We start from the raw sequence: 20743 nt of genomic DNA on the forward strand, positions 1-20743 counted from the left end.
TCCGCTCCAAAGTAAATTTGAAGCTCCATTAAACAAAAATTTACCTCCATCGGAAAGCCGGAATGCACGCCAGCGCACCTTCAAAGTTCCACCGATTGGAACCGTTGCCTTCCGACGGCGGGATATGCTACATAAAGCGTATGTGGAAGTTCTTGAAAATGTTGATCGGCATCGCGCTGCTTCCGGCGTGCTGGGCGGCGTCGTTCGCGGTATACGAGTTGTATCAGACGTCCGTCGGATCGGCGGCGGCGAGCGGCTGGGAGGCCTGGGCGCTGCCGATCGGCTTCCTGCTGTGGGTGCTTCTCTTTTTTCTGCTGCCTCGACCGGTGCGAACCTATGTGTTCGGGCACGAACTGACCCATGCACTGTGGGCGCTGATGATGGGCGGGCGAGTGGGAAAAATGAAGGTGGGAAAAAGCGGTGGCCACGTCGAACTTTCAAAAACCAACTTTGTCATCACCCTCGCCCCCTATTTTTTTCCGTTCTACACGTTTCTGATCATTGCCGCCTATTATCTTGCGGGCCTGAGCGTTGAGGTGGAGCCGTACCGGGCATGGTGGCTGGGGCTAGTAGGATTGACCTGGTCGTTCCATATCACCTTTACGGTTCACATGCTTTCGCAGCGGCAGCCGGATGTGCAGGAGCACGGACGGATTTTTTCGTATGCGGTGATCTACTTCATGAACGTGCTGGTGATCGGCGTTTGGGTGGTGCTGGTCGGCGGACCGGAATTCAAGAGCTTTGGCGACCTGCTCGCACATGAAACCACCGCGGCATACAGCTTTGCCGTCCAATACATCCTGCTGGCGCGGGACTGGTCGGCATCGCTGGTTCAAACGCTGAAATAACCCCTTATTCCGACAATTCGAGCAACTCGGGCGCAATCTCTTCAATCAACTTGTGGCAAAGCGCGTCCACATGCTCGGCCGACCGGGAAACCAGCGCCTGCTGGGCGAGTTCGACCGCGCCGGAATAGTAAAGCTTGCGCACCACATCTTTAATCATGGGCGCCTGCGACGGGCTTACGCTCAATTCATCGACCCCCAGCCCGATCAGCAGCGGAACCAGCTTCGGATTGGCGGCCATTTGGCCGCACACGCACGTCCAGAGCCCGTACTTGTGGCTCACCTTAACAACGTGGTCGATCAAACGGACGATGGCCATGTGGGTGGGCTTGTAGAGGTGCGCCACGTTTTCGTTTCCGCGGTCCACTGCCATCGTATACTGAATCAGGTCGTTCGTCCCAAGACTGAAAAAGCTGACGTGCGGCGCGATGATGTCTGCAACAAGCGCTGCAGATGGAACCTCGATCATGGTGCCGATTTGAATGTTTTCATTGAAAGGGATCTTCCGCTCGCTCAACTCCATCATGCATTGGCGAAGCAGTGTATTGGCATCCATCACCTCCTGCACGCAGGAGACCATCGGATACATCATCCGGATGTTTTCATGAACGCTCGCCCGCAGAATGGCGCGCAGCTGTGTTTTGAAAAGCTCGGGGTGCGAGAGGCACAGCCGTATGGCCCGGTCGCCGAGGAATGGATTGAGTTCATCCTTGGCCTCAAAGCCGGCCGGAAGCTTATCAGCGCCCAGGTCCAAGGTTCGAATAACCACCGGTGACGGGTATTGGCTCTTGGCCGCCCGCTCGTAGGCGGCGGCTTGTGCATCTTCATCCGGCAAGGTTTTGACGCCAAGAAACAAAAATTCCGTGCGGAACAGACCGATTCCTTTTGCGCCGCGCGCTCCAACCGCTTCGAGCTCTTCAAGCAGTTCGATGTTGGCCGTAATGGGAACCAGATAGCCGTCCTTGGTTTCCGGCGGCTTGTCGCGCAACGTGTCGAGTTCCGACAGAATCACCATCTGGTCCTGCGCCCGCTTGCGGTATTCCTCGAGCCGGGCTTCGGTGGGATGAATGAAAACCAACCCTTTGCCGCCGTCGATCAATACGGTATCGCCCGAGCTGGCCACCGCGGTAACGTTGTGCAGGCCGACGACCGCAGGCACGCCCAGCGCCTTGGCCATAATGGCGGTATGCGAGGTCGAGCTGCCGAGGTCTGTAACAAAAGCGATGACCTTTGCCTTGTCGATGCTGGCCGTATCGGAAGGAGCCAGATCGTGGGCAACCGCTATGCAGGGTTCTTTGATTTCCGCCATCCGATCAAGCGCTTCACCGGCCAAGTTGGCCAGAATGCGCTTGGTGACGTCGCGGATGTCGGCGGCGCGTTCGGAGAGGTAGGAATCCTCCATCTTGGCGAGCATGTCGGCATAGCGGTTGGCCACGGCCAGCAACACCGGCTCAACGTTCAGCAGGTCTTTTTTGACGGAGCGAATGACATCTTCAATGAAGCTCCGGTCATCAACCACAAGAATATGCGCATCAAAGATGCTGGCATGCTCGTCGCCGAGCACTTCCGCCACCTGCTTTTGGATGTGCTTGATTTGCTCGTGGGTGGCAATAAGCGCCTCTTCGAAGCGCGCAATTTCACTAGGAATCTCTTCCGCGGCAATCGAACGCTGCACCGCCGTGTTCGTATGGGGGGAAATCAGCTGGGCTTTGCAAACCGCGATGCCCGGGGAAACCCCAATCCCCTTGAGGACCACTTCGCGTTTTACATGCACTTCACCCATAGACCCTAATCCTCATAAAATTTATTAACGAACAATTCCTCTATTTCGGCCATCGCCTCGGCGGCATCCGCCCCCGACGTGCTCACCGTCATGATGCTGCCGGGATAGCCTTCAATAGTCATTAAGCCCATGATGCTCTTGCAAGAGACCTTGTTGCCATCTTTTTCAATGAAAATATCGCATTCGTACTTTCCAGCCGCCTTCACCAGCAACGCGGCCGGCCGTGCATGAATGCCGTATTCGTTAAGCACCTTGAACTTTTTTACCATTTCAGTCTCAGCCATGGCGCACCCGCCCTCTGGTCAAACGGTCGATGATCTTGTCGTCCAGCTCCTTGGCGGCGTCATGGCCGAGTTCCTTGAGCTTTTGATTGAGTGCGGCCACCTCTACAATATTGGCCATGTCGCGGCCGGACCGGACCGGCAACGTGATGCAGGGGATCTCAACGCCCAGAATCTCAACCATTTCCGGATAGATGCCGGTACGGTCCTCGTTGCCGGTAGGCTTCTTCAGGTCGATAACGAGATCGAGTTCGGTTTGCCGGCGGATCGCCGCCACGCCGAACAAACTGGGAACGTGGATGATGCCCAGACCGCGGATTTCCATATGATAGCGGGTGACCTCGCTGGCCCAGGAGACCAACCGCCCGCGACTGGTACGGCGCACTTCCGTTACATCGTCGGAAACCAGACTGTAGCCCCGTTCAATCAGCGAGAGGGCCGTTTCGCTTTTTCCAATGCCGGGATCACCGCGCAGCAACACACCGATGCCCATCAGCTCCATGGTCGTGCCTTGGATGCGTTCCTGCGGCGCAGTAAGCTTCTCGAGTATCACCGTGCATTCGTTCACGAAATTCATCGTCACCATCGGTGTCCGCATAACGGGAACCTTGTATTGCTCCGCCAAGTCTATAATTTCCGGGGGCACCTTGCGGTTGCGGGTGACGACAACGCCCGGGATCTGCTGCTCGAACAGTTCCGTCAAGCGTTTGTTTTTGTCCTTATCACTGAGGCTTTTCAGGTAGGTGAATTCAGCCAAACCAAAAATCTGAAGCCGCTGGTTTGCAAAATACTGGAAAAATCCGGTCAGCGCCAAACCAGGACGATTCATCGCGGTTTCCGGCAGTTTCCGATCTAAATACTGCTCGCCTGCGATCACCGTGAGCGAAAGCGCCTTGGCGCCCTCATCCCACAACGTTTTAACGGTTATTATGCCCACAATCCACCTCCTGAAAACTTCTCTGTTTAATTCCTACTTATGGTGTTCCTGAATCTTGTCGCGTTGCTTGCGCATCTGCCGTTCTGCATGCTCGATCGAGCGGTCGATGGCATCAAACAGGTTTTCGGATTTTTCCTTCGCCGTAAGGCGGATATGGTCCGACCCTTGGATGATGACTTCAGAGGTCCGGTCGCGGTTTTCCGCATCAAGAATCACATGCACACTTTCTATTCGAGGGAATACGCCCAGACACCGTTCCAGCTTATCATTCACATGCGCTTTGACGTTGTCGGTTGCGGTAACGTTTCGTCCTGTGATGTTAACTTGCATGATTGCTCCTTTCGGTTGATGTTACATACTGAACCGCGGCCCTAGATAGAGTTCGCGGCTCACCTCGTCATTCACTAAAAAGTCGCTGGTTCCTTCGCGCAGCACCTGCCCCTCGCACAGCAGATAGGCGCGGTCCACTACGGCCAGCGTCTCGCGCACGTTGTGGTCGGTAATCAAAACACCCAGCCCCTTATGCTTTAAGTCGCGCACAATATCCTGCACATCGTGGACCGCCAGCGGATCGACGCCGCTGAAGGGCTCGTCGAGCAGGATGATCGAAGGGTTGGTGACCAGGGCGCGGGTGATTTCAAGCCGGCGGCGTTCGCCGCCACTGAGCGTGTAGGCCCTTTGCTTGGCCAGATGGCCGATTTTCAACTCCGCCAGCAACGTGTTCAAGCGTCGCTTGCGCTCCTTCCCAGAGATGGGAAGCGTTTCTAGAATCGACATTACGTTTTCCTGCACCGTGAGCTTCCGGAAGATGGAGGGCTCTTGCGAAAGGTAGCCCATGCCCATGCGCGCACGCTTATACATCGGAACGTTGCTGACATTCTTGCCATTGAAAAAAACCTTGCCGGCGCTTGGGCGCACCAAGCCGACAATCATGTAGAAGCTGGTGGTTTTTCCTGCGCCGTTGGGGCCAAGCAACCCGACGATTTCGCCGGCCTTGACATTAATCTCGACCTCCCGCACGACCTTGCGGCCCTTGTATGACTTCACCAGCTTTTGCGTCTGGATTAGATAAGTATCTTCAGTTGCCATTTTAGTCGTTCAAATTTTTCAGGAATTTGGCGCGGGTTTCTTCGTCCAGATGCAGTAGCGCCCGCGCATTGGGTTCGCACACCATCCGCCGCGTTTTTTGCCAGAATGTGATCCGGTCGCCCGTCATTATATTTTTTCCCTGCTTAACCTTCGGCTCGCCCTCCAGCGTGAACTTGTCTTCCTCCACTTGGTAGGTCACACGCTCAGCCAGCGCTTTCCTGTCCACTGATTGGATTATTACCCCGTATAGCGCCTCGATCCAATCTATTTCGCTTCCCTCTTTTAAATGGAGACGAATCTTTTCGCAGTTCATGGCGCCGCGCGGATCGCGCAATCGCACGTTTCCTGCCATTTCAGCCAAGTTCAACGCCTCGTCATAAACGAGCCGGTCCGCCCGGATCTCTGTATGGCTTTCCGGGCAGGGCTCCTCCAACGGATCCGCTACAGAAACGCTGGCCATTTCCAGCAGCACATTCGGTTCGCAGACCACCTTCCGGCCGCCCCGGACCCAAAACTGGATGCGCTCGCCCGACAAGCGGCGGCGGCCTTCCAGCAAGCGGGCCTGTCCGTCGAGCTGCACAAGCCCCGCCTTGAAATCATAAACCGCGTGCGCCGCCTCAGCCGTACGATCCTCGCTGCGGATGACCACCCCGTTTTCCGCCTCGATATGCTCGATCTCATTCGACACCGAAAACCGGCCGGTCAGCGTCCCCGTTTCCATCTCGCCGTAGTCATCCACCAGCTTGACATTTTCATTCAGCTGCACGAAGCGCTTCGCGTGGTCGAACACCAGCGTCTTTCCGGTCAGCAGCGCCTCGCCGGACTGACGCTCGGCAGCCTTGATTTTTTGCAGTTTCCGGGCAAGCGCCTCAAACTCGCTGTCCGGCACCGGCATGCCAACCTCGGGAACCAGAATGCCTCTGGGCGCATCCGGCGTTGAAATGATTTTTGCTTCGTTCGGCAAAGCCTGGATGTCGGCCCATTCTGCATCGTCTTCGGCAGAAGCGGATTCCTGCTTGGAACAGGCCGCAGACAACAGAAAACAGGCACCCAGCGCCACTCTGGAAAAGAGACGGATCACAACCCCATCCCTTCTATGCTTTTGGCCGTTTCCTTCACAATCACCTTTGAGTCGCTGAGAATTTCGAAGCGGTTGTTTTCGGAGGAAAAGCGGAAGCCCTTCCCATAGATGCTCATTTGCTCCATATCGATCAATACGTCGCCGTCCGAATGAACCACGAGCGTATTCCGTCCATCTTCTTCAACCACTTGGGTGATGCACTTCGGCGCAAAAACCGTCATCGTAACTGCGCCGTCCTGATAGACCTCGATCCGCAGGTTCGTCACCTCAGCGACACCGCCTTCAAGCACTTTTGCATGGCCGCCGTAGAGCTGCGCCTTAAGATTCCCCTGCTCATCGTAATAGGGCGCGCGCACCCCCGACACTTCCATGCCGGTTTCCATGAGTTCATCAAGCGCCGACGCCGGTGCAGGAGCCGGCTTGGCCTCCTTCTTCGCGAGCACCGAAGAGCACGCCAAAAGCAACGCTAGAATATGGAAGATAAAATGCTTCATGGAATCCAAGGGAATTCTTACCAGAAGGCCGTAAAGAGGGCAAAGCAATCCAGCCCTGCATCTTTACGGCCTTCGCGTTCTATCGGGACGAACTCTAACCGCCTAGCCCACTTCAACAATGCTGGGCGTGTAGTCGGCCGGAGGCTCGTAGCCAAGCAACGTAATGCACGTCGCCGCCAGATTCGCAATGCCCGCACCAGGAACATCCGCCTTCCGCGCCTTGGACGTGCCGGCCGGATCGTAGACGATGGCCGGAACCGGATTGAGCGAGTGCGCGGTTTTGGGCTTGCATTTGCCCTCGTCGTCGAGCTTCAGCTCGCCGGTCTTTTTGTCGAGCTCGCACATGTCGTCGGAGTTGCCGTGGTCGGCCGAGCATACCATGATGCCGTTGGCCTTCTTCAGCGCTTCCATAATGCGGCCCACGCCGGCATCGACGGCTTCGACCGCCACCTTGACGGCTTCAACCACGCCGGTGTGCCCGACCATGTCGCCGTTCGGGTAGTTCAAACGGATAAACTTGTATTCGCCGCTTTCGATCGCCTTGACCACCTCGTCGGTCACCTCGACGGCCTTCATGACCGGGGCGTTTTCGAACGGACAGACGTCGGACGGGATTTCCATCCAGGTTTCCGTTTCGAACTTGCCGGAATTGTTGCCGTTGAAGAAATAGGTGACGTGGCCGAACTTCTGCGTTTCGGAAATGGCAAACTGCTTCACACCCGCGTTTGAAAGATACTCGCTCATCGTGCGGTCGATCGCCGGCGGGGTGACCAAATATTTTTCAGGAACGCCGAGGTCGCCGTCATACTGCATCATGCCGGCATAGAGCACGTCCGGTTTCGGGCCGCGCTCAAATTCGGTGATTTCGTCGGCTTCGAACGCTTTGGTGATTTCCAGCGAGCGGTCGCCGCGGAAGTTAAAGAAGATCACGCTGTCGCCGTCCACAATCGGGCCGACGGGAGCGCCGTCACGCTCGATGACGAAGGCCGGCAGGTCCTGGTCGAGGATGCCGGGCTTTTCGCCGCGGAAGACTTCAATGGCTTCGCGCATGGAGGCAAAGTTGCGGCCTTCGGCCTTTACGTGCGCTTTCCAGCCACGGTCAACCATGCTCCAGTCGGCGTCGTAGCGGTCCATCGTAATGTTCATGCGGCCGCCGCCGGAAGCGACGCAATAATCGACCGAACCGTCGGCGTTGATGCCTTCGAGAAACTTGTCGAAGCGCTCAACATATTCGAGCACGGAGGTCGGGGGTACGTCGCGCCCGTCGATCAACGGATGGATGCGCGCTTTTTTCACGCCCTCGGCCTTCGCCTTGTTGAGCATGGCTTCGAGATGGTTAATGTTGGAGTGGACGTTGCCGTCGGAGAAGAGGCCGATGAAGTGCAGCGCCGAATTCTTGCTGTTCACGTTAGCGACCAATTCTGTCCAAACGGCGCCCTCGAACATGGAGTTCGATGCAATGGCCTGGCCCACCAGCGCCGCGCCCTGTTCGAATACCCGCCCGCAGCCGATGGCATTGTGGCCCACTTCGGAGTTGCCCATATCGCCGTCGTCCGGCAGACCCACCGCCACGCCGTGCGCGCGAATTTCGTTGTAGACCGCATGTTCGCGCAACCAGTCCAGATTCGGCGTGTTGGCGATTTTAACATAGTCGCTTTCCGGATTCTTGCCGATGCCGACGCCGTCCATGATAACCAGTACAACCGGGCCCTCGGGGCCGCTAAAAGCTTCATTCTTCTTCAACTGTTCCATTTTTTGATCTCCTGAAGGTTTCGAATAATTAAAAATCGGGCCGAATATGCCCTGCCCCGCCCCCGTTGGCAAAAAAAATACGGAGGGGATTGCAGTCCCGAAAGCAGCTGACTAAAGGACCGATAGCCGGCCGCGCCTTGGCCGGACGGCCTGCAAGACCGATCCTACGGATTCAACGTGAGCACCACTTCGGTGCCATGATCATCTGGAAATTCTTCAATATCTCTCGAGCGAACCTCGATCGCTCCGCCGAACACCCGCACAAATTGTTCAACGAGAGGCATTCCAAAACCCGTCCCCAATTCGCCGTCGGTTCCGGCCCGCGTGATATTTCCATTGAAATTGAACAGGGCGCTAAGGATCGACTCAGGCATGCCGACGCCGTCGTCGGAAATGGTCAACTCGACCTTGCCGCCGGCGGTGCGAACCGCACGAATGCGGACTTCAGAATTCTTTTCTGAAAACTTAATCGAATTGGTAAGCAGGTTGTTGAGCACCGAGTTATTGAACGAATACTGCTCCACCGACACCGTGACATCGGCGGCTACCTCTTGCTTCACCGAAATGTTTTTCGCCTCGAATTTGCTTTTCAATATCGTCTTGGATTCTTCGATCAAGGCAAGCAAGGGGATCGATTTGATCGGCAGTTCGATTTTTCCTTCGTCCACCGCCCGCATGGTTCTTACCGACTCGATGATGCCCATTCCATTGTTCAATGAGTCATTAATTTCGGGAAGCAGGTCGGAGAGCATTTCAGGATCGGATTCAAGTGCACTCAAAGAACTAATCAGCGCCCCGAATGGATTGGCCAGATCGTGGCAGAGAATATGCAACAACAGGTTTTTCTTTTGATTGGCCTGCTCCAGTTCGCCGTTGCGCTCGTCGAGTTGATCATGCTGCTCAACAATGGTTTCTTCCTGCTCTTTGTTCACCTTCTCGTAGGTGGTTATCGAAAATGCCGTAACGAGAATAATGGCCAGCGTAATCACGCCGCAAATGAACAGGTTTAGGAAAAGCGCTTCGGAAATTCTTTTGGTGGCCGCCCCGTCCACCTCTTCAACCAAAAGATGCCAACCAAGCTCTTTCACAAACCGGCTGTTGAGAAACACCAATCCCCCCTCGGATTTGTAGTTAAAAACGCCGCCGCCGCTCGAAAGGATCTCGCTGCACAACGCATCCATGCCCTGGATTTCGGCAATATGTTCATACACGCCGCAACTGGAGAGCACAATGTTGCCGGTTCGATCCGTCAGATACACGTTGCGGCTGTATTTTTCGCTGTAGCTTTTCATCACGTCAATCAGGGCGCTCACCTTCAGGCCAACGCCCGTTGCCCCGATATAGCGGTTGTCGTAGTCGAACACCTTGTAGTTGATGAAGATGGTCATCGTGTTCTGATTGGCGAGATCGGGATCGACATTGGTCTCATACGCTCCGTCCATGGCCCTAACGCGGAAATACCACGCATCCGCCTCAACCTCCGGTCGGACGGTTTTCAAGACCCCTTCGTAGGCGTAGTATTTCCGGGAGGCCTCCGATACGAGAAAACATGAATGCGTGCCGTAGCTTTCCCTGATTTCCCTCAGATATTTCGTGATTTGAGACGCATCCTGCTCGCCATCGAGAATCCAATCGCGCACAAACGTGTCCTGCGCCATCAGCGACGAGATAAAGATGGGCCGGATCAAATCGCGCTGAAGCTCCGAATAGATGTTGTCGCTCGTCAACGGCAGCGAGCTGGAAACAATCTGCTCTCGCATCGAGGCCCGGGCAATATAATAGCTGATCAATGAGGTCGTCAAAAAACCGGCCACCATCAATAAGCTGATCGCAACGATCAGCCTCTTCCTTCTGCTCAACCTATCCATGAATCTCCCCGAGAACCCTACGCGTAAACAACATTAGTATATAAACATGGACATTAACTAAAGCCCTGTCGGCAAGAAAGAGATTCATTCCTATGAAAACGATGGTGTGGAACCGGGGTTGTCCGCTATTCCCAAACGAATTCCAACCGCGTGATGGAATACGGCGGGAACTGAATCGCATCCAGCGCCTTTCCGGTCAGTTCCGTTTTGCTGATCCAAGTCGTATCCTGAAGGGCTTCCTCCAGCAGAAGATCCTTGCGTGGCGAAAGCTGAAGCGCACCGGCCAGCCGCATTGGTTTCTGCGACTTCAACCCGCCAAAGGAACAGCTTTCGGCGCGCTTGTTGATGACGACGGCATAGCTCTTTTCCCGTCCAATGAACGCACCGGCCTCGACCGTCGCGCCACCGCCAACCTTCAAGGGCACATAGAGCTGGCTGTTGCGGACCGCATCCGCAAACAGGGTGAAGTGGAGGAAGGAGAGATGGGTCTTTTTGCCAAGCCCCCCATTCTTTTCGTCGTACTCCAAAAAATGGCTGAACGAGTGCCAGCTCGAAATTTTTACGCTCGGTCGGCTTAAAAAACGCAGCAGCATAAGGTCGCTGTGCAGCACGCCCAGGTGCGAGAAACGCAGTCCGTATTTCCGCAAATCGCCGGAAAAGCCGCCGACGCCATATTCCGTGATCCAGATTTCCTTCCCGGGAAACTTCGATTCAAGGGCATCCAATGCCGGAGCCAAATGCTCATCAACATAATCCACCGCATTGCCGAAGGATTCAGCAAACGGAAGAAAGTCTTTCGCCTCCACCTTGCTGTCCATGCCGGTTTGGGAATAGAGGTGGATCACCACCGCATCAAAGAAGCGCCCGCCTTCGAGCATGTCCATCCACTCCTGCGGACGGTTTTCCTTAGTAGGTTGCTTTTCTTCCAAAAAGGATTCGTGGGTGTAGAGGTGGCTCGGCACCACCACGCCCACCTTGGCCTTCGGAAAAATCCGTCGAATCATGGCCGTGGTTTCCTTCGCCCGCTTCAAATAATTCTGAGGCGTCTTAAAGGCCCATGCGTAGGTGCCGAAATAGAGCTCGTTGCCGATCTCGAAGCAGGGGATTTCAATCCCCTGCTTCGCCACGACGCTCAACCATTCCCGGTTTTGCTCCACCGTCCGCGTGCATACATTCAGCACAACGCTGTAGCGGGCGCCAGAGGTTTTCGCAAATTCGAAGAAGCCGTCTGGCCGCTGCCCCCAGCCGGCGGTTTCCTTCAATCCCTTTTTATTGCCGAAGGCATAATCGCGCCCCGAAGCGGCAACCTCGTCCCTAAGCCCAGTCTCCGGATTGTAATAGTTCGCCGGCGTACCGCCCGGAAAGCGGAAAAACGGCTTTCCGGCTTCGTTATACTTCGCAACAAAATCGGGGTGGTTGTACCAGACCGGCCGGCCGATCAACAGGCAGTTGGCGCCATAGCAGTCCTGCTCCAGAGGACGGCGCTCAGCGAGCTCCAGCGTCACAGGCTTGCCGGCGTCCTCTGCAACACTCACCACGGCGAGACACAAGAGAAATCCACATATCGGTGCGGGATGAGCCGCTAGCGCGGGAGGCAGTAGCAGGCTTGCCTGCGGATGGCACCCGTGCGAAGTCGGCTCTATTGGCTGGATAGGTGGAGCGCGGAGCGCCTCCACCGGCCAGTCAATAGCTTGCATCCCGCACCGATAGGTTGAACGCGCAGCGGTCAACCTATCAGGCACTTCAGCATAATCTATCCAAACGGATTGATGGTTTGAAGGCCAGGGAAGGCGCTGGCAACGGCCTGCTCGTTGTCTTCGAGAAAGAGGAGCTTGATGTTCGGGCCGGCGTCAATGGTGAGGTAGACCTCCAGACCGTCGGCGCGAACGCGCTGCACCTTGTGGATCTGCTCGATGGTTTCGGGCTGGAGATAGATTAGCGGCGGCCAGGCGGCCATCATCGTCGCGTGCATCGAGAGCGCGTTGCGCTCGGCTGTTTTGCCAAGTGTCTGGAAATCGCGGGCAAAGAGAGCTCCGCGGATGGTTTCGAGGTCGGCCGTGGCCTGCGCGGGCCAGTTTTTATAGAGCTCGGAGGTTTCGACGGTGCGGTTCATGCCGTCGCGCGAACCGACCGGCTTGCGCGCGCTGGAGAGTTCGAGGATGCCGATGCGGAATTCCGGCCAAGGTTTCGAAACCGGCTCCGCAAACGAATCGGACCCATCGGGGCAGGTTCCCATATACCACTGCACAAATCCCTCGAAAAGGGAACGGGAGGCGCTGCCGCTTCCGAGCCGCGCGAGCATCGAGAGCATCCGCCCGCCCAGCCCCCAACCGCCCAAATCCGCCAACGCCAAAACCAGCGCCGCAAAACCGGAAGCCGACGAGGCCAGCCCGGCCGCCGTTGGAATATTGTTTTCCGTGCGCACCACGAACGAGGCATTTCCGAACTCGGAGCGGAAAAGATCAAGAAAGGCCAGGGTCCGAACCGCGAATGCGTCGTCCAAGGCAACCGGCTCTCCGTTAAGATAAACCGCGTCAGCATCCGACGGCCGAATCTCGGTGCGGGTGCCGAGATCGCCGAGCGAGATGGAGAGGCTGGAGTTGACGGGCAGGTTGAGCGCGGCGTCGCGCTTGCCCCAGTATTTGCAGAGGGCGATGTTCGACGGCGCGAAGGCCGAGCCACACTCCCGCATGGAGGTTTGCGTGCCGGCGAGGATGTTTTTTACAAATTGATGTTGTATGTCGTCCATGAATTCCTTGTGATGCCTAGCCGTTTAGTATTGCAGATTTTTGAAATTTGACTTTCGATTTGTGGAACTCAAGCGGCGTTGGCCTTTAATAACAGGCTGTCGCAGACCCATAAATCGGCATTCGAAAATCTGAAATCAAAAATATGCGACAACGTCGCAAGTTGGAATTGGTACATTTTCACATGAAAAAAAGCAACGTCGCACTCATCGCCACCGTCCTTATCGCCATTCACGTCCTGATCTTGTTGGCGCTAATGAGCACCAGCAGCCGCAGGAAGGAAAGCGCGCGCCCCGCTCCAGCCACGGTGGCGACGCAGCCCGCCCCTGCCCCGCTGGAACTTGAGCCCATTGTAGATTTTCAGGTGCCTGAACTCAACCTGACCCCGCCGGCGCAACAGATCATGGCCGTGGAAGTGGTCGAGATGGCACCGGCCCAGCCCCGCGAAACCATCGCCGTTCCGGGCAGCCGCGCAGGCCACCTGCGGGCCGACCGCCCCGACCGCCGCACCTCCAAGATCTATCCGAACCTCGTGGGAGACCCCTACCAAAGCTCCATCGTGGTGGATGCGCGCACCGGCAAGATTCTTTTCGAGGACCGCGCCGCAGTATACGCCTATCCCGCGAGCATAACCAAACTGATGACGATGCTGATCGTGCTGGAGCAGATTGATGCGGGCGTGATCAGCCTGAAAGACAAGGTGAAAATTACGGCTGAAGTCTCGAAGGTCGGCGGATCGCAGGCCTATCTTGATCCGCGCGAAACGGACTTTACGGTCGACGACATGCTCTACGCCCTAATGGTGCACTCCGCCAACGACGCCGCACGCGCGCTGGCCCTGCATGTGGCCGGAAGCAAAGACGCTTTTGTGGACATGATGAACCAAAAGGCGCGCGAACTGGGCATGAACTCCACCATCTACCACACCGACCACGGCTTGCCGCCCAGCAAGGAACAGCCCGACATCAGCACCGCCTACGACATTGCTATTCTAAGCCTGGCCAGCCTGCGCCAACCGGAAACCCTGCGCTATACCAGCACCGAGCTCACCTACATCCGCGGCGGCGGATTCATGCTGGCCACCCGCAATGCGCTGGCCAAACGGGTTGATGGCTACATGGGATGCGACGGATTGAAGACCGGCTACCATAGCCGGGGCGGATTTTCGCTGACCGCCACCGCGGAGCGCAACGGCAAGCGCGTGATTTCGGTGGTGCTAGGCTGCCCCGACAAAACCACCCGCACCGCTATTTCGCGCAAGCTGCTCGACAAAGGGTTCGAGCGATTGGAAAAAGAGTAGGCTAGGTTCTCGGCGTCCGCATCCGGGGCCACTTGTAGAACTCCATCTCACCGGTTTTTCCATGCGCAGCACATTTGGCGATCAGTTCTTCGCGGTCGCTCTTTCCCAAAGGCTGGAAATTTCTGGCGGTCTCGAGGTTCTGCTGCAGTTGGCTTAAGTCATTCGATCCGGAGACAATCGCGGCAACGGGCAGCGACATCGAAAAACGGTGAGCATCGCGGACGCTGATAATCTCAGGAATAACCGCCCTCCCCGTTCCGGGCGCATCGCCCCTTGTTCCCCCGCGAGTTCCGCCCAGCAAGCCGGCATTGCCCAGTGTTTTCATGGCCAGAATGCCCGCATCTTTTTTCAGCAGCAACGGGACCGTGTTGAGAATGAAGCTGTCATACGAAGGGTCGGCAACGTTGATTGGCAGGAGTACCGCTTCGGCATCGGGGAACCCCTCGTTCAAAAGCCAGTTGTGCGCCGTCGGCGTGCGGTGCCCCGAAAAACCGATATGCCGAACCTTGCCTTCGGCCTTCGCCTTGCGCAGTTCATCAAGCACCCCGCCCTTCAGACGCGCCTGCGCATCCTCCACCGAATTGACCGCATGAATCATATAGAGGTCGATACAGTCGATCTTCATCCGCCTTAGCCCGCCCTCAAGCTGCTCGCGTGTTGATTTTGCATCCCTCCCCGTTGTCTTGGACATGATGTTCACATGTTCGCGGTATTTCGGCGTGAGATATTTTCCATAGAGTTCCTCGCTGCGGCCGCGCCCATACATATACGCCGTGTCGAAGAAACGAACTCCGTTCTCTATACAGAGTTCAATGGCTCGTGCGGAATCCTTTTCCTCCATCCATTCAATGTGCATCCCACCAGGACAATAGCGGGTGACCATCATTTCCGTTTTGCCAAGCCTGCGCCGCGGAAGCACTTTGCCAAGCGCATCGGACGAGGCTTTTTCGGCCGCAGCAACTCCGGCTGCAAGCGATGAAACCGCGAGCGTAAACTCGCGCCGGTTAAGCGATTGCGTTTTCTTTTTCATGAAACGAAGGCTAGACCATGGCCCACAGAAAAGAAAAGGACGAATAGGACATAATAGTCCTATCCGTCCGTTCGAAACCTGGCCGTTGGTTATTGTTCCGGAGAAGCCGGTGCTTCTTCGGCTGTCTTTGGCTTGTCGTCCTGCAGCCTGCCGAGGAATTCGGGAAGATCGAGGCCGATCTGTTTGGCGAGATCGTGCATCGGAGGCAAGGCGCCCATCAACCGGCCGCCAAGACCGGAGAGTCCGCCGCCTTCTTTTCCGCCGCCGTCCCATACGATGACTTTCTCGATCGGCAGATCCTGAATAGCCTTCGCCTGAACGCCAGCGATCTTCTCCAGTTTTTCGATAAGCAGCAGCGAGGCGACATCATTCACCGAATCGCAAGCGCCCACGAGAGCTTCATAGCCCTTGGCCTTGCCGTCGAGAATGGCCTTCAAACCGGCGCCTTCAGCGGTCATCTTAGCCAACGTACCTTCTGCTTCACCCTCGGCAATGCGGATGGAACTTTCCTTCTGGCCTTCAGCCGAGATGATCTGCTGCTGCTTGGAGGCTTCGGCCGCGATGATCGTCTTGGCCTTGTTCGCCTCGGCCATGATGATCGTCTGCTTCTTATCCGCATCGGCGGAAACAATGATGGTCGCGTTCAAACGGGCCGCTTCGCGCTCGGCGCGGGCTTCTTCTGCGTTTTTCTCGGCGATTTCCTGAGCAACGCGGATGGCGCCGTCGGCGTCTTTCGCCGCGGATTCGCGGCGGTTACGGGCCTCTTCCTCGGCGACGGACTGATTGGCTTCATAGGCAGCCTTCTTGGCGCGCGCCTCGGTTTCGCCCAAAGCGGCCTCTGCATCGAGTCCAGCGGACTGGGAACGCCGGTCGCGGTCGGCAGAAGCCTCTCCGATCTCCGCCTCGGCCACTGCGGCGGCGACGGCAACACGCTTGTCGCGTTCGCGGATGGCCACTCCGGTCTGTCCTAGTTTTTCCTGCTCGGCCACATCGATGAGCGCTTGGTTGATTGCTTCGGCGGCGGCCCGGCGTCCGAGGGCGACGATATAGCCGGACTCGTCTTCAATGTCGCGAATGTTGACGTTGATGAGGTAGAGCCCGATTTTTTCAAGCTCGCCCGACACGGCTTCGTTCACCTTCGCGAGGAAGGCCTGCCGGTCGCGGTTGATTTCTTCAATCAACATGGTGGCGATAACCGCGCGCATCTGACCGAGAATAATGTCCTGAGCCTGGTCTTCGATCTCCTTGCGGGTGAGTCCGAGCAGGCGGACGGCCGCATTCTGCATGACGCCTTTAGTGTTGGAGATGGCCGCTGTAACGCTCGTGGGAACGGTTACACGAATGTTTTCCTGCGACAGCGCGTTTTTCAGATCGATCGGCACCACGAACGGTTCGAGATCGAGGTAGGCAAAATCCTGGATCAACGGCCATACAAAGGCCGCGCCGCCATGAATACACTTGGCCGCGCCGCTGGATGTTTTACCGTAGATCACAAGAATCTTATTAGACGGACACCTGCGGTAGCGGCTGACCAGCGCCAGAAAGGTGCCGATGATCCCTATTGCGACAATGATAAGCAGTACTAAATAGGTCATTCCATTTCTCCTTTGTTCGTTAACTTCCTAACCCCAACCAATGTTTGATCTATAATTTGAACCACCCGGACTTCCGTACCCGCCGGCAACGCTTCGCCATCGGCGCTTTTGGCCTTGATATGCTCCATGGCCCCGCTGACCGCAATTTTAACTTCGCCGAATCCTTCTGCAGGAATATCGAGATAAACGGTTCCGACCTTCCCTTTTGCCGTAGCCACATCCTTCGTGCCGGTTTCAGTCAGCTTGCCCATTCCCCAAAAAATGAGGGCAATGGAAAGCATGCCGACCAGTCCCCAGATGGAGGAAATTCCCATGGCCTTGACGGCATTCATGCCCTCCGATGTATAGAGCGCGCATCCCCAGGAAAAGAGCGTGAAGAAGGTGATGATCGAGCGCAGGCTGAGAACCTTGAAGGCCTGCGAAGATTCGACCACATCGTGATGATCGATATCGTCCGGCGTATCGGCATCGAAGTCGACATCCATATCGACGTCGCCCACATCACCGGCATCTCCCCCCACATCCATGTCGTCGCCGGTCATGCCGGCAAAGGCCGCTATGATCTGCCACAGGAAAAAGACGCTGAAGAAAACCGCCATTCCATAGAAAACCTGCGTGATGCCCGTTAAACTGTCCCACCATTCCGTCATAAAACTCCCCCGTCTTAGTTGTCGTAGATGCCTTCCTCGCACGCACTCACAAAGCTTTCGGCAGACGACTTGAGCTGTTCCCACTCGGTGCGGATCTTTTCCGCCTCCAGAAGGTCGATCTTTCCATCGTTCTCGATGCTTTCGGTCAGGACGTCGAGCAAATCGGAAAACTCCCGTACGATGCGGCGCGTCATGTGCAGCAACGGGATGGCATCGACGGCCTCAGCCTGCACATTGGGCACAAAGTAGCCTCCGGCCTGCTCGCACAGCCAACGGATCGGCCCGGTATCGCCGGTCAGCTCATGGACCTTGGCCAGGCGGTCGAGCGGGTTGTCCGCCCCGCTGGCATCCTCGGAATCGGAAGGCTGGCACCATTTGTAGATCAGCGAGGTCGAGAGGCCGAGGTCGGACGCCACAGATTTAACCCCGAGGTCGCTGACCGATTTTTTGAGCACTTCATGTGAGTCCATTGTCATTCCCCTTGCAACTGCAAACAATGTAATCCAGTTAATTCTTTGTGCGCCATTACAACTCCCCTGAAATTGTGTAATGGCTAAAGTGCACAAGATCGCATTATGTAAGTGGACAGTATAAAAAGACATTGATACTCTGTCTACCAACAACCATTAACAATAACCTTGGGGGAATACCATGGAATGTCCGAAATGTAAAAACACGATGAAATCCAACAGCTACAAAGACGTGGAATATGAACAATGCTCAGAATGCGGCGGTTTGTGGTTCGATGCGCTCGAAGCCGAGGAGTTGGTGGAAGTCAAAGACGCCGCCCAGATCGATACGGGCGATCCCAAAACCGGCAAGAAAATGAACAAGACCTGGGAAGCCAACTGCCCGAAGTGCAATATTCCCATGATGCCGGTGCACGACCTCGAACAGCCGCACATCCAGCTCGAAGCCTGCCCCTCTTGCCACGGAGCTTTCTTCGACGCCGGCGAGTTCAAGGATTTCTGCGAGGAAACCTTCATGGACCGCGTGAAGGACCTGTTCGCGAAGAAACGTTAGCACCTGTTGGTTTCTTGAATATTCCAGGAATTGGAAACGCCGTTTCCCAATGCTTGGAACTTTTTAGGAGAAGGCCTAAAACCGCCCCTCTCAGGCTTGACCTGAGGGGCGTTCGTGCGTATGGTCACCGCCTTTTATTCCAAAATAGGTAAATATACAGGAGTACAACGATTTATGAACGTTTCAATGAAGGATGCCGGCACCTGCCGCAAGACCATGACGATTGAAATCCCGGCGGATAAAATCACCGAGGAGCGCGAAGACACCCTCAAGGCCTACATCAAGTTCGCCAACATTCCCGGATTCCGCAAAGGAAAGGCGCCTAAGCACGTAGTGGCGGCAAAATATGCCAAGGAAATCGACCAGGACCTGCAGGAACGTGTTCTCCCTAAATACTACCACGAAGCGTTGCAGGAATCAGAACTGAAGGTCGTCAATGTAGTCGATGCCACCGAAGTCAAAATCAAGGCTGGCGAGCCCGTTTCCTTCGACGTAACCGTTGATATAGAACCCGAGTTCAAACTGCCGAAATACACCGATATTCCGGTTAAGGAAGAAAAGACCGAAGTGACCGACGTCCAGGTTCAGGAGCAGATCGACAGCATCCGCAACCAGCACGCCAACTATGAAGAAGTGGAAAACAAAGCCATCGAAGCCGGCGACATGGGCCAGCTGACCTACGAAGCCACCGTTGACGGCACGCCCCTGCAGGACTCCATTCCAGAGGCCAAAGGCATCGGTTCCGGCGCAGGCTACTGGGTTTCCGCCGACGAGCACGCCTTCATCCCCGGCATGGGCGAAGCCATTGTCGGCCTGAACATTGGCGACAAGAAGGAAGTGGAAGTCACCTTCCCTGAAGATTTCATGGTCAAGGAACTCGCCGGCGTTAAAGCCGTGTACAACGTTGAAGTCACTGCCGTGCGCGTGCGAACCCTGCCGGAAATCGACGAAACCTTCTTGAGCCGCCTTCAGGTTGAAACCGAAGAAGCTCTCCGCAGCTCCATCCGCGAGCAGCTCGAAGTCCAAGCCGAAAACATGGCGCTGGGCCAGAAGCACGACCAGATCGTTCAGTACCTCGTCAAAAAGACCAAGCTCGACGTACCGGAAAGCGTGGTCAAGGAACAGACCCGCAACGTAATGTACGACATTGCCAACCAGCGCATGATGATGGGCGCCACCCAGGAGCAGATTGCCGAACAGCAGGAAGAAATCCTGAAAGAAGCGCAAGAGCGCGCCTTGGAAAACGTTAAACTCCGCTACATTGGCCTCGGAATTGCGGCAGAATTGGAGTACGAAGCCAGTGAAGTAGAGATCGACGAAGAAATCGCGACGATGGCCATCCGCCAGCGCAAAGATGCGCAGGCGCTCCGCAAGGAGATGGAGGAAAACGACTCCTTGTCCAGCGTAGGCGAGCAGATCCGCTTCAACAAAGCGCTCGACTACATGGTTGAGAACGCAAAAATCAAGTAACGGCTCCATCGAGCCGGATTGCTGGATGACAGGATTATTGGATTGATGGAACCCTCCGTTGATCCAATAATCCGTAATTCTATCAATCCAACAAAGGAATCGAAATGAACGAAACGGCGAACTACCTTGTTCCTACAGTAATTGAACAGACCGGACGCGGAGAACGCGCATACGACATCTATTCCCGCCTGCTCAAGGAACGAATCATTTTCCTGGGGACGGCGATTGATGATACGGTCGCCAACCTGATTGTTGCCCAGATGCTTTTCCTGCAGAGCGACGACCCAGAAAAGGACATCAGCCTCTACATCAACTCCCCCGGGGGCGTTGTCACAGCCGGACTGGCCATCTACGACACGATGCAGTTTTTAAAGTGCGACATCACCACCTACTGCATCGGCCAAGCCGCCAGCATGGGCGCCGTGCTGCTTGCCGCCGGCGCAAAAAACAAGCGCTATGCGCTGCCCAACGCGCGTATCATGATCCACCAGCCGCTTGGCGGCGCACAGGGCCAGGCCACCGACATCAACATCCAGGCGCAGGAAATCATGCGCATCAAGCAGATCCTCAACGGCATTCTGGCCGATCACTCCGGCCGCAGCATCGAGGATCTGGAACGCGACACCGACCGCGATAACTTCATGTCGGCAGCGCAAGCCGCCGAATATGGACTCATCGACAAAGTCGTCGCCCACGCAAAGTAGAAAATGGAAGATTGGATGCTTGAAAGAATGGAGAGTTGGATTGCAAGAGATGGCCGCCTAGAGGCCATCCCCTTCCACCCCTCCCCCCTTCCAC

Annotated in this window: 20 protein-coding genes; 5 read left to right on the forward strand and 15 right to left on the reverse strand. The window is 56.1% G+C overall.

What is annotated here, in order from left to right:
* Positions 1-152: 152 nt before the first annotated feature.
* A complete protein-coding gene (locus tag SCARR_RS27075) occupies positions 153-848 on the forward strand; it encodes a hypothetical protein (protein WP_136065712.1) in 696 nt (231 codons plus the stop codon).
* Positions 849-852: 4 nt separating this feature from the next.
* Here SCARR_RS27075 and ptsP read toward each other — a convergent pair whose 3' ends face one another.
* The 11 genes from ptsP to mvaD all read right to left on the reverse strand — a co-directional run bounded on the left by ptsP (position 853) and on the right by mvaD (position 12879).
* A complete protein-coding gene (ptsP, locus tag SCARR_RS27080; RefSeq protein WP_136065714.1) occupies positions 853-2628 on the reverse strand; it encodes a phosphoenolpyruvate--protein phosphotransferase in 1776 nt (591 codons plus the stop codon).
* A 5-nt stretch (positions 2629-2633) separates the two neighbouring features.
* Complete coding sequence (locus tag SCARR_RS27085; protein ID WP_136065716.1) at positions 2634-2912, reverse strand: HPr family phosphocarrier protein; 279 nt, start codon at positions 2910-2912, stop codon at positions 2634-2636.
* Complete coding sequence (hprK, locus tag SCARR_RS27090) at positions 2905-3846, reverse strand: HPr(Ser) kinase/phosphatase (RefSeq protein WP_168433657.1); 942 nt, start codon at positions 3844-3846, stop codon at positions 2905-2907. Before hprK ends, SCARR_RS27085 begins: the two co-directional genes overlap by 8 nt.
* Positions 3847-3879: 33 nt before the next feature.
* Positions 3880-4176, reverse strand: coding sequence for a ribosome hibernation-promoting factor, HPF/YfiA family (gene hpf, locus SCARR_RS27095; protein WP_136065720.1), 297 nt, complete (start codon positions 4174-4176; stop codon positions 3880-3882).
* Between the two features lie 21 nt (positions 4177-4197).
* Entirely contained in the window at positions 4198-4935 is a 738-nt protein-coding gene (gene lptB / locus SCARR_RS27100; RefSeq protein WP_136065722.1) for an LPS export ABC transporter ATP-binding protein, read from the reverse strand.
* Position 4936: 1 nt separating this feature from the next.
* Positions 4937-6016 (reverse strand): LptA/OstA family protein, encoded by a 1080-nt coding sequence (locus tag SCARR_RS27105; protein WP_136065725.1) that lies wholly within the window; start codon positions 6014-6016, stop codon positions 4937-4939.
* On the reverse strand, positions 6013-6510 hold the full coding sequence (locus SCARR_RS27110) for an LptA/OstA family protein (protein WP_136065727.1): 498 nt from the start codon (positions 6508-6510) through the stop codon (positions 6013-6015). The genes SCARR_RS27105 and SCARR_RS27110 overlap by 4 nt, the downstream gene beginning before the upstream one ends.
* Before the next feature lie 102 nt (positions 6511-6612).
* Positions 6613-8262 carry a 2,3-bisphosphoglycerate-independent phosphoglycerate mutase gene (gpmI, locus tag SCARR_RS27115; protein WP_136065729.1) on the reverse strand — a complete coding sequence of 550 codons (1650 nt, stop codon included), beginning with the start codon at positions 8260-8262 and terminating at the stop codon, positions 6613-6615.
* A 164-nt stretch (positions 8263-8426) separates the two neighbouring features.
* On the reverse strand, positions 8427-10130 hold the full coding sequence (locus SCARR_RS27120) for a sensor histidine kinase (RefSeq protein WP_136065731.1): 1704 nt from the start codon (positions 10128-10130) through the stop codon (positions 8427-8429).
* 125 nt (positions 10131-10255) lie between these two features.
* Complete coding sequence (locus tag SCARR_RS27125; protein WP_136065733.1) at positions 10256-11827, reverse strand: hypothetical protein; 1572 nt, start codon at positions 11825-11827, stop codon at positions 10256-10258.
* Positions 11828-11883: 56 nt separating this feature from the next.
* Positions 11884-12879, reverse strand: coding sequence for a diphosphomevalonate decarboxylase (mvaD, locus tag SCARR_RS27130; RefSeq protein ID WP_136065735.1), 996 nt, complete (start codon positions 12877-12879; stop codon positions 11884-11886).
* Positions 12880-13061: 182 nt separating this feature from the next.
* On the opposite strand from mvaD, the gene SCARR_RS27135 reads away from it, so the two are divergent.
* Positions 13062-14177: a D-alanyl-D-alanine carboxypeptidase family protein gene (locus SCARR_RS27135; RefSeq protein WP_168433658.1), complete on the forward strand. Its 1116-nt coding sequence runs from the start codon at positions 13062-13064 to the stop codon at positions 14175-14177.
* A gap of 1 nt (position 14178) precedes the next feature.
* Here the strand turns inward: SCARR_RS27135 and SCARR_RS27140 are convergent, their stop codons facing one another.
* The 4 genes from SCARR_RS27140 to SCARR_RS27155 form a co-directional block, all read right to left on the reverse strand.
* Positions 14179-15207, reverse strand: coding sequence for an aldo/keto reductase (locus SCARR_RS27140; protein WP_168433659.1), 1029 nt, complete (start codon positions 15205-15207; stop codon positions 14179-14181).
* Positions 15208-15296: 89 nt separating this feature from the next.
* Positions 15297-16802 (reverse strand): flotillin family protein, encoded by a 1506-nt coding sequence (locus tag SCARR_RS27145; RefSeq protein ID WP_136065741.1) that lies wholly within the window; start codon positions 16800-16802, stop codon positions 15297-15299.
* On the reverse strand, positions 16799-17452 hold the full coding sequence (locus tag SCARR_RS27150) for an NfeD family protein (protein ID WP_136065743.1): 654 nt from the start codon (positions 17450-17452) through the stop codon (positions 16799-16801). Before SCARR_RS27150 ends, SCARR_RS27145 begins: the two co-directional genes overlap by 4 nt.
* 14 nt (positions 17453-17466) lie before the next feature.
* Positions 17467-17922: a phage regulatory CII family protein gene (locus SCARR_RS27155; protein WP_136065745.1), complete on the reverse strand. Its 456-nt coding sequence runs from the start codon at positions 17920-17922 to the stop codon at positions 17467-17469.
* A 181-nt stretch (positions 17923-18103) separates the two neighbouring features.
* Between SCARR_RS27155 and SCARR_RS27160 the strand changes: the two genes are divergently transcribed.
* The 3 genes from SCARR_RS27160 (at position 18104) to clpP (ending at position 20649) form a co-directional block, all read left to right on the forward strand.
* Positions 18104-18475: a zf-TFIIB domain-containing protein gene (locus SCARR_RS27160; RefSeq protein WP_136065747.1), complete on the forward strand. Its 372-nt coding sequence runs from the start codon at positions 18104-18106 to the stop codon at positions 18473-18475.
* Positions 18476-18649: 174 nt separating this feature from the next.
* Positions 18650-19945: a trigger factor gene (gene tig, locus SCARR_RS27165; RefSeq protein WP_168433660.1), complete on the forward strand. Its 1296-nt coding sequence runs from the start codon at positions 18650-18652 to the stop codon at positions 19943-19945.
* A gap of 104 nt (positions 19946-20049) precedes the next feature.
* Positions 20050-20649 (forward strand): ATP-dependent Clp endopeptidase proteolytic subunit ClpP, encoded by a 600-nt coding sequence (clpP, locus tag SCARR_RS27170; RefSeq protein ID WP_136065751.1) that lies wholly within the window; start codon positions 20050-20052, stop codon positions 20647-20649.
* Positions 20650-20743 lie beyond the last annotated feature (94 nt).

Origin of the sequence: Pontiella sulfatireligans (genome assembly GCF_900890705.1) — a bacterium.
In the GTDB taxonomy this organism is placed as follows: domain Bacteria; phylum Verrucomicrobiota; class Kiritimatiellia; order Kiritimatiellales; family Pontiellaceae; genus Pontiella; species Pontiella sulfatireligans.